The organism is Candidatus Brocadiaceae bacterium (genome assembly GCA_012728835.1).
GTDB lineage: Bacteria > Planctomycetota > Brocadiia > SM23-32 > SM23-32 > JAAYEJ01.
On record JAAYEJ010000077.1, the window covers coordinates 46,242 to 55,527 of the forward strand.

Annotated in this window: 6 protein-coding genes and 1 tRNA gene; 4 read left to right on the forward strand and 3 right to left on the reverse strand. The window is 71.8% G+C overall.

All coding sequences use genetic code 11. The features are described 5' to 3' along the window. Window positions 1-259 precede the first annotated feature (259 nt). Both GXY85_12565 and GXY85_12570 read right to left on the reverse strand, forming a co-directional pair. Entirely contained in the window at window positions 260-2,974 is a 2,715-nt protein-coding gene (locus GXY85_12565) for a hypothetical protein (GenBank protein ID NLW51654.1), read from the reverse strand. Further along, window positions 2,971-4,032, reverse strand: coding sequence for a hypothetical protein (locus GXY85_12570; protein NLW51655.1), 1,062 nt, complete (start codon window positions 4,030-4,032; stop codon window positions 2,971-2,973). The genes GXY85_12565 and GXY85_12570 overlap by 4 nt, the downstream gene beginning before the upstream one ends. A gap of 142 nt (window positions 4,033-4,174) precedes the next feature. Here GXY85_12570 and mnmG point away from each other — a divergent pair, with 142 nt between their 5' ends. From mnmG to GXY85_12585, 3 genes are all read left to right on the forward strand, one after another. Next, window positions 4,175-6,133 (forward strand): tRNA uridine-5-carboxymethylaminomethyl(34) synthesis enzyme MnmG, encoded by a 1,959-nt coding sequence (gene mnmG, locus GXY85_12575; protein ID NLW51656.1) that lies wholly within the window; start codon window positions 4,175-4,177, stop codon window positions 6,131-6,133. After that, window positions 6,130-7,149: a hydrogenase expression/formation protein gene (locus GXY85_12580; protein ID NLW51657.1), complete on the forward strand. Its 1,020-nt coding sequence runs from the start codon at window positions 6,130-6,132 to the stop codon at window positions 7,147-7,149. Before mnmG ends, GXY85_12580 begins: the two co-directional genes overlap by 4 nt. A 92-nt stretch (window positions 7,150-7,241) precedes the next feature. Next, window positions 7,242-8,060 carry a hypothetical protein gene (locus GXY85_12585; protein NLW51658.1) on the forward strand — a complete coding sequence of 273 codons (819 nt, stop codon included), beginning with the start codon at window positions 7,242-7,244 and terminating at the stop codon, window positions 8,058-8,060. Here the strand turns inward: GXY85_12585 and GXY85_12590 are convergent. Beyond that, window positions 8,042-8,908 carry an alpha/beta fold hydrolase gene (locus GXY85_12590; GenBank protein ID NLW51659.1) on the reverse strand — a complete coding sequence of 289 codons (867 nt, stop codon included), beginning with the start codon at window positions 8,906-8,908 and terminating at the stop codon, window positions 8,042-8,044. The genes GXY85_12585 and GXY85_12590 overlap by 19 nt on opposite strands. Window positions 8,909-9,095: 187 nt before the next feature. Between GXY85_12590 and GXY85_12595 the strand changes: the two genes are divergently transcribed. Further along, a tRNA-Met gene (locus GXY85_12595) sits at window positions 9,096-9,172 on the forward strand. Window positions 9,173-9,286: the final 114 nt, after the last annotated feature.

Consider the following 9,286-nt stretch of genomic DNA (forward strand, 5'->3'; position numbering starts at 1 on the left):
GCGTCCGTGCAAGTGGAGGGCCGCGCTCCGTCGCGGCCGGGGATGGCAGGCGGCCGGCCATTGCAGGAGCGGGCACGACGGAGCGTGCCCCTCCAACGGCGTGAACCGTTCGTGCAAGTGGAGGGCCGCGCTCCGTCGCGGCCGGGGGTCGGTGGAGGGCCGCGCTCCGTCGCGGCCGGGGATGGCAGGCGGCCCGTCATTGCGAGAGCGGGCACGACGGAGCGTGCCCCTCCAACGGCATCCCTGCCGGCCCCGGCGGCTATGGCTCCAGCCGGACGCTCTGTGCGATGCGTCCGGCAGCGCCCGCCGGGCCGACCAGGTAGAGCGGCGTCGGGGACACGGTGACCGTCGGCCCCGAGACGGACCGCCCCATCAGGTCCAGGCATTCGGCCCCGTCGGGAATGGAGACCCGCGCCGTGCCCGCCGCGTCCCACAGGACGCAGACCGCCTGAACGCCGGTCTCGAACCCCAGGGAGAACCGATCCTCGCCCACGTCCCCGGAGGCCGCGAACCGCGCGTTCGGCCCCATCAGGTCCGTGAAGACCGCCAGCGCCGGGAAGACGCGCGCCGGGGCGCCGCCGTACTTGAAGAACATGCAGTTGTAGTTGGGCTGGTTCACGCGCCCGCCCACGCCGGCGTGCACGATGATCTTCTCCACCCCGCGCGCCATCATCACGGCGAAGAGGCGGATCGTGTACTCGGCGCACTGGCGCTCGTCGGCCAGCAGCCGCTGCCCCGCCCACCCGGTTCCCGGCAGCACCGGCTGGGCCGGCGGGTCGTCGTCGCCGTAGTAGGAGAACTCCGTGACCCACATCGGCTTGCGGCCGCCGTGTCGGTCCATCCGTTCCAGCAGTTCATCCGTCTGGCCGATGAAGCTCTCCGGCGGCACCCGGCCCGGGTAGAGGTGCAGGCCGAAGATGTCGACGTGCTCCAGGCAGCCCGCCTCGATCACCTCGCGGGTCAGGTGGCGCGGAGAACTGCCGATCCCGCCGATCACCCGGCACTCCGGGTCGGCGCGGCGCATCGCGGCGGCCGCCTTCGCCAGCAGGTCCACGTAGTCGGCCGGTGTATACCCGCCCGAGGCGGGCAGCGAGTAGTGCGTGTAGATCGGCTCGTTCAGGAACTCCCACACGCGGATGCGGCCGCCGTAGTGCTCGACGGCCCTTCCCACGAACTCCGCGAGCCGCTCGGGGTCCTTCGGCGCCCAGGCCAGCCCGCCCGGCGCCCTCCCCGACACCTCCGCATCCGGCGGAACGGACGTGTTCCATACGGTCGAAGGATACGGCGGCAGAAGGGCCGTCACGTTCACCCCTTCCCGGATGACCCGGTCGACCTGCACGTCGCCGATCTCCCATCGGTATTCGCCCTGCCGCGGCTCCAGGTCGTGCCACTTCAGCGTCCAGTCCCTGTGCCACGTGCACCCGGCCTTCCTCGCCAGCCGGATCAGGTATGCGTCCGGGAAGGCGTGGTTCAGCCCCAGAGCCGTATCATCCCACCGCGGCTCGGGCACGAACGCCAGGCGCAGATCCTGAGACCACGAGCGGCCGGCCGCGCTGAACTCGGCCGTCAGGCGGTAGTAGCCTCTCCAATCGGCCGGCAGCTCGACGTCCCGCTCGGCGCCCGAGGACGGCGGCACGTCCAGGCGGACGTCCGGCAGCTCGATCGCCTCGTCGAAGAAGTCCGCAGCCCGCAGGCGGACGGCGACCGCCCCGGCCTCTTCCGTATGGTTGCACGCGCGCAGCCTGATCGAGGCGGGCGTCGCGGCCGTGAAGATGCCGGCCGGGCTGTTGGGCTCAATCCCGGCCTCCAGGGGCGCGTACGGCTCAAAGGCTGTCGCCACCTCCCCCCGCTCGAGCTGGACGGCGTCGATGTCCACGGCCACCGGCGAGTCATCGACCAGGTCGGGGCCGACAAAAACGTAGACGTAGCGCGTCTCCGGGCGGAACGTGAACGAGTAGCGCCGCCAATCGGTCGAGAGCCGGACGGTCTCCCGCAGGTCGCGGGCACGGACCCGCGAGGCGCCCTCCGGCTCCTCCGCGCGCACGCCCAGGGCGGCCTGGGCGCCGTCCGCGCTTGCGCGCATCCGGCACGAAAGGGTGTACGCCTCGCCGGGCTCCACGGGAATCCAGCCCACGTTGGCCGCCTGCATCATCCGGATGCGCCGCGCCACGGGCTCGTAGTAGTCCCAGTACAGCATCGGCCCGTCCGGCCCGCCCAGCGGCACACGCAGGAAGCGCCGGCCGTGCGCCGCGCCGTCGGATTCGATCCGGCCCTGGAGGCGGTCCAGGTTCCCCCAGGCGATCGGGCGTCCGACGGCCCCCCAGCCGACCAGCCCCAGCTCAAAGGAGCCGTTCGGCACCATGTTCCTGCCGGCCGCCGGCGGGACCGTCTGTGTGAAGGCCACCTCGTCCACCGTGAACTCCACGATGCGCACGTCGTCCAGGTACAGCGTGCCCGCCTCGTGGAACCAGAACTGGAGCCGGCTGGTCTCGCCCACCGACGCCGTCGCGCGGAACGGCACCCGCACCTCCTGCCACTGTGTCGTCAGCGGCACGCCGACGCTCAGCCCGGCCGGCTGCCAGTCGGCGGTATCCGTCAGCGCCACGGTGACGCTGCGGTCCTTCATCCCCTCCGCGCGCATGCGGCAGGAGAACTCGTAGAGCCGGCCGCGCTCCACGTGCACTCGGCCCACCTGGGCCACCATGGCGTGGTGGGAGCCGCCCGAACCCTCGCAGCGCGTGCACTCGAGCCGGCCGTGCGTGTTGCCGTCGTCATGGACCACGGTCAGCTCCTGATCGACGCCGCCCGGGTCGCCCGCCGCCTGCCAGTACAGGGGCCGCCCGTCCTCGACCTGCGCAAAGTCCCCGTTCGACACCCGATTGTCCATCATCATCTCCTGCGCGTTCCCGGGCCCGGCCAGCAGGGCCGCCCCGATCCACAGCATTCCGATCACCGACCGCGTCCCTGCGTTCATCGTTCGTCCTTCGCACTTCTCTGCTTGTGCAGATGGTCCGTCAGCTCGCTGGGCCGCATCCACGCGACGCGCTCTTCGTGGAACTCCCGGATGCGCGCCACCACCAGGCGGAACGCGTCCCAGCCGACTCCATCGGCAGGGTTCAGGCCCTGCCAGTGCGCATGGAAGAGGCAGTATGGCGCCCCCTTCCGGATGTACTCGGCGATGCGGCCGCCCTGCCCGTCCGCCGTGATGTAGTAGTCCGGATCGACGTGCGCAGGGCTGTTCTCCCAGCGGCCCAACCTGTCCTCGCCGATCACGGGCATGTCGTAGACGCCGAACTCGCCCTCGGCGGCCATGCATTCGGCAAGGCCGCGCCTGTGGACGAAGCACGGCACGGTCGGGCCGCGGAAGCCCCCGCGCCGGGCCACGTTCAGCAGCGCCCGCCAGCAGTTCGCGCTCAGGTTCGTCGCCCCCTGCCTTCGCAGTTCGGCATAGCGCGCCGCCGCCTCCGGACCGCCGCCGCCGGGCCACGTCAGGCCGGTGAAGCGCACGCCGATCTTCGCGCCCTCGGCAATGATGTCCTCGAAGTACTCCTCGTATTCCGCCGCCGGCACCTCCGGTTCGTGCATCCAGAGCCCTTCGTAGGGGGCGTCCGGCGGGATGGTGCGTGTGCGGAAGTCATAGCGGCGGCCGTGGGTCATTACCTCCATGTGGGAGTCGATGCCACATGCACAGGCCCGCTGCAGTTGCTCGATGTAGATCCGCTCGGCATCCGACCTCGGCTCGCTGAGCACGCGGCCGCCGGAACCGAGCGCCAGGATCACGCTGGATTCTCCGGCGATAGCCTCCGCACGGACGTAGTCCAGGAAATCGCCGAACGCACTGGGCGGCGCCCGCCAGGGGCTCGTGTCGTCACAGAAGAAAGACAGGATCGTCGTCTTCATCCTCTCCTCCCGGTCGCCCGGTTCGGCATCCGCCGCAGGCTCAGCGGCGCGTGCCGTCCGCATCGGCTTCGAGAGTGGGAGCAGCAGGGCTGCCGCACCGACACACCGCTTCAGGAAGCTCCGTCTCTCCATGTGCGCACCCCTCCTTGAACCCAGAATGCGTGTGGCTGCCTCGCCGCGCCGGGGATGTCGGGCATCTGTCCGCACCGGTTCGAGAAGCGGAACGGCCGCCCATGATCGCACGCCCGCCACGCGCGCGCAACCTCCGCGCCGGATGCCCGACCGCCCGTGCCGCTTGGCAGGCCCCCGGCGGGCCCTGTACAATGGGCCGGCGCAGACACTCCGTTCCCCCTCTGGCGCCGGAGCCGCCCCGTTGTCCGACACACGTTTCGACATCATCGTCGTGGGCGCCGGCCACGCCGGCTGCGAGGCCGCGCTCGCGGCTGCCCGCATGGGCGCGCGCACGCTGCTGCTGACGATGAGCCTGGACACCGTCGGCCTGATGAGCTGCAACCCCGCCATCGGCGGGCTGGCCAAGGGACAGCTTGTCCGCGAGATCGACGCCCTCGGCGGCGAGATGGCCCGCGTGACCGACGCCACGGCCATCCAGTTCCGGATGCTGAACACCGCCAAGGGCCCGGCGATGCACTCGCCGCGCGCGCAGGTCGACCGCAGCGCCTACCGCCGGCTCATGAAACGCCGGATCGAGCAGCAGGAGAACCTGCACCTGCGCCAGGACATGGTGAGCGGCGTCCTGACCGAGTCCGGCGCCGTCCGGGGCGTCCGGACGGCCGACGGGCACGTCGAGTCCGCACGGGCGGTGGTCCTGACGGCGGGCACCTTCCTGTCCGGCACGCTCCACCTGGGCCGTTCGATCACGCCCGGCGGGCGCATGGGCGAGCCGGCGGCCGTCGGGCTCTCGCAGAGCCTGCGCTCCCTCGGCCTCGAACTGCGCCGCCTCAAGACCGACACCCCCCCGCGCGTGAACGCCCGCACGGTCGACCTCCACCGCCTCGAACCCGTGGCGGGCGACGCGCGTCCCGTCCCATTCAGCAGCTCCACCGAGCGCCTCGACCGCCCGCAGGCCCTCTGCTACGCCGCCGCGACCAATCGCCGCACCCATGACCTGATACGCGGCAGCATCCACCGGGCCCCGCTTTACGACGGCCAGATCACCGCGACCGGCCCGCGCTACTGCCCGTCGATCGAGATCAAGGTCCTCCGCTTCCCGGAGCGCGACACCCACCAGCTCTACCTCGAGCCCGAGGGGCTCGACACACTCGAACTCTACTGCAACGGCCTGTTCACCAGCCTGCCGCGCGACGTGCAGGAGGCGATGGTCCACAGCATCGAGGGCATGGAGCGCGCGCAGATCACGCGCTACGGCTACGCGGTCGAATACGACTGGCTCCCGCCGACGCAGCTTCGTCCGAGCCTCGAGGTCAAGCAGGTCGACGGGCTCTTTCTCGCCGGCCAGATCAACGGCACCAGCGGCTACGAAGAGGCCGCCGCGCAGGGGCTCGTCGCCGGCATCAACGCCGCCCGCAAGCTCCGGGACCGGCCCGCCCTCGTCCTCGGACGCGACGAAGCCTACATCGGCGTGCTCATCGACGACCTGGTCACCAAGGGGACCGAAGAGCCCTACCGCATGTTCACCTCGCTGGCCGAATACCGCCTGCTGTTGCGCCAGGACAACGCCGACCGCCGCCTCGGGCGCTACGCCCGCGAAAACGGGCTGATGGCCAACGCGCGATGGACGGACCTCGTCCGGAAGGAGGAACAGATCGCCGCCGCCCTCGCCTACCTGAGTGCCACGCGGCGCGACGGCGTGCCGCTGGCACAACTGCTTCGCCGGCCGGAGGTCACGCTGGACGATCTGCGCGGCGCCGACCCGGAGCTGGCCCGGATGACCGCCCGGCCGGACGTGCGGCAGCAGGTGGAGATCGAGGCCAAGTACGCCGGCTACATGAAGCGGCAGAGGGAGCAGGTGGAGCGCTTCCGCCGCAATGAGGACCGGCGCATCCCCGCGTCCGTGGACTACGACAGGGTCCCTGAACTGCGCTTCGAGGCCCGCGAGAAGCTCGCCCGCATCCGCCCCGCCTCGCTCGGCCAGGCGTCGCGCATCGCCGGCATCTCGCCCGCCGACCTCACCACCCTGATGATCTGGCTCGAGACCCGGCGCCCCCGCACCGCGCCGCCGCAAGCCGCCCCCTCCGAGGAGCCGACCCCATGACGCTGCCCCCCGGCAAGCTCGAACCCCGTCTCCTCGCCGAACTCCTCTCGGCCATCCCCGCGCGCGACGAACGCGTCGTGATCCGCCCCGCCGTCGGCCGCGACGTCTGCGCCATCGACATGGGCAACGGCCGCTGCCTCGTGGCCAAGACGGACCCCGTCACGTTCGCCACCGACCGGATTGGCTGGTACGTCGTGCACGTCAACGCCAACGACCTGGCCACCGTCGGCGCGCGCCCGCGCTGGTTCCTCGTCACCGCGCTCCTGCCCGAAGGCCGGACCGATGACGGCCTCGTGCGGCGCCTCTGGAGCGAACTGACCGATGCGCTCGAGACGATCGGCTGCGAACTCTGCGGCGGACACACCGAGATCACCGTCGGCCTGGACCGCCCCATCCTCGTCGGCTGCATGCTCGGCGAAGTGCCTGCGGATCGGCTGGTCGACAAGGCAAACGTGCGCCCCGGCGACCGCCTGCTGCTCACCAAGGGCGTGCCCATCGAGGGAACGGCCATCATGGCCCGCGAACGCGCCGCAGAACTCGGGCAACACTTCCCCGCCGAGGACATCCGCCGCGCGGCCGCCTTCCTGGACGCCCCCGGCATCGGCGTCGTGCCGGAAGCCCTCGCCGCCTGCGACGCCGGTGAGGTGCACGCCATGCACGACCCCACCGAGGGAGGCGTCCTGACCGGCCTGTGGGAACTCGCCCAGGCCGCCGGCTGCGGCCTCCGGGTCGATGAGGATCGCATCCCCGTGCTCGAACCCGGCGGCGCCTTCTGCCGGCACTTCGGGCTCGACCCGCTCGGTACCATCGCCAGCGGCGCGCTGCTGATCTGCGCTCCGCCCGCCGATGCGGAGCGCATCGCCGCGGCCGTTCGCGCACTTGGCGTCGCCTGCACCGACGTCGGCGAGGTCCGCCCGACCGCCGAGGGCGCCGTCCTGCTCCGCGCCGGCCGGCCCGTCCCCTTCCCCATCTACCCCCAGGACGAGATCACGAAGCTCTTCGCCTCCGCCCCGTAGGGCGCCCGGCCCCGCCCGGCGGGCAGGATTGCGCCGGCACGGACGACTGCGGTATCATGCTCGCGCCCACACACCCCCCGCGGAGACATGCGGTGAACTGCCCACGAGACCTGCTTGCCACTGTGATCGTGCTCCTGGTTGCCGCCGGATGCGGCGACGACGGAGCGGCCCAAATCGAGACCGCACGCCTCGCGGCCGAACTGGACGCCGCCCGGGCCGAGCGCGCCACCCTGACGCACGACATCGACGCCCTCCGACACGAGCTACAGACGGTCCGCGACGACCGCGCCCTCCTCGAAGCCCGGCGCGACGCCTTTCAGAAGCGCATCGCCGAACTGGAGGCCGCCGCACAGGCCGCGCCCCCGCCCCCGGAGCCCGCCGCGCCGCCCGCCGACGACCGCCCGCTCCTCGACGCCCGCCGGCAGATGGAGGCCCTCGCCGCCGTCCTGTTCGCACGCGAGCACTACGACGTCGCCCGCCTCGTCGCCCTGACCGCCATCGAACTCGGATCCGATCGCCCCGAGATGCACTTCCACATCGCCTACGGCAGCGCCGACGCCGGCGAGGACGATGCGGCCGCGCAGGCATACGCGGCCGCCGTCGACGCCCTGGAGGGCCGCCCCGACGCGGACCTCGAGCTGCTCGCGAAGTGCCTCAACAACCGCGCCGCCGCCCTGACGCGACTCGGACGAACGGACGAGGCGGAGGCCCTCTACCTGCGCATCCTCGCCCTGGATGCCGACGACTCGGCCGCGCACTTCAACCTCGGGCTCCTCTACTCCGCCCGGCCCGAGCGGGCTGCCGACGCCGCCCGCCACCTCCAGCAGCACATCGTCCACGGAGGCACCCGTGCGACCACGGCCGGGGAACTCATCCTGAAGCTGCAGCAGGCTCAGGACGACGCGGACTGAGCCGCGCCGTCCCCCAAGACGCCTTCCAGCCACGCACAGGTGCCCTCGATCGCCTCGCGCTTCCACGCCAGGGAGTAGAAATTATGGTTGGCGCCGACGACCGTGTGGAAGCCGGCCGGGATGCCCTGCCCCGCGAAGAACGCGCGGAACGCCGCCTCGGCTCCCGGCGCCTCCGGGTCGCGCCCGCCGTACACGAAGAACACCCGCCCCCTGTAGCGCCCCAGCGCGCCCAGAACGTCCCGGCGCGACCTCTGCCGGTCCCGTTCGGAGCCCTCCCCCTTGCGGTAGTGCCCGAACAACGTCCGCCGCACGCCCCCCACGTGCACGCCGCCCCGCAGCAGTTGCCACCATGTGGAAAGGCGTAACGCCTTGGCCGCATAGACCTTAAGGAAATGCCCCGTCCGCTTCACATCCTGACGCCCGTCCCGCTGCTCCTGGAACGGGTACGTGCTCCAGGCCGCGACACCGGCCACCTCGCCGCTCAGGGCCGCCGTCGCCAGGGCCACGTTGCCCCCGGAGCACATCCCCAGCAACGCGACCGGCGCGCCCGGCGGCAGCCCCTCGCGAAGCGCGGCCACGGCGGCCGACGCGTCGGCGATCATGCCGTCCAGATCGACCGCCATCGGGTCCCCCTCGCTCTCGCCCCGCCCCCCCAGGTCGAAGCGCAACGTCGCGAACCCGCGCCGCACCAGCTCGCGGGCGGCGTCCACCAGGATGCGGTGCGGCCCCATCCGGCAGCCCCCCCAGCCGTGGACCAGCACCACCCCCGCGCGGGCCTCCGCCGGGGCCTCCAGCACCCCGAACAGCCTGCGTCCTTCGGACACGATCGTGAGCGGCCTCAGCGCCATGCCGTCCTTCCCGAGCCTGTGGGCGAACCGGGAGCACAGTATAGCGTCAGCGGCCGGCACAGCCAAGGGGCCGGCCGAATGCCTCCCGACTGCGCGCGCATCACGCCGCCGCCCCCGACATCCGTCTGCAAAACCGCACCGGAACTTGACGCCGGCTCCGGGGCCAGATACAATGGAGGGCATCAGACGCGGGGTGGAGCAGTCAGGAAGCTCGTCAGGCTCATAACCTGAAGGTCGCGGGTTCGAATCCCGCCCCCGCTACCATGATTAAAGAAGACCTGCGACGCGAGTCGCAGGTCTTTTCATTTTCCCCTTCTGCGCAGGCAGCGCGCTGGGCAAGTGCAAGGCGGAGCCTTCGAAGGACCGGCAAGGCGCCGC